This window comes from Paenibacillus taichungensis, assembly GCF_013359905.1.
In the GTDB taxonomy this organism is placed as follows: Bacteria; Bacillota; Bacilli; order Paenibacillales; family Paenibacillaceae; genus Paenibacillus; species Paenibacillus taichungensis.
On sequence record NZ_JABMCC010000026.1, the window covers coordinates 1 to 266 of the forward strand.

Genomic DNA, 266 nt, shown 5'->3' on the forward strand with positions numbered 1-266 from the left:
GGGGTAACCGCAAGGAGCCAGCCGCCGAAGGTGGGATAGATGATTGGGGTGAAGTCGTAACAAGGTAGCCGTATCGGAAGGTGCGGCTGGATCACCTCCTTTCTATGGAGAATCGTTTCCCGAGTGGAAACATTCAAATACAAAATCTAGCCAGGTCGGCTAGTTACTCACTCGTTGCTCAGTTTTGAGAGCTCAAACTCTCAAACAGCTTGCTTTTGCATGGAGCTTGTTCTTTGAAAACTAGATATCGAAACGAAAATTGCGAA

1 rRNA gene is annotated in these 266 nt (G+C 47.4%); it reads left to right on the forward strand.

The annotated features are described in order from the left end of the window. Positions 1 to 102, forward strand: a 16S ribosomal RNA gene (locus HP548_RS00125); the annotation flags it as partial. Positions 103 to 266 lie beyond the last annotated feature (164 nt).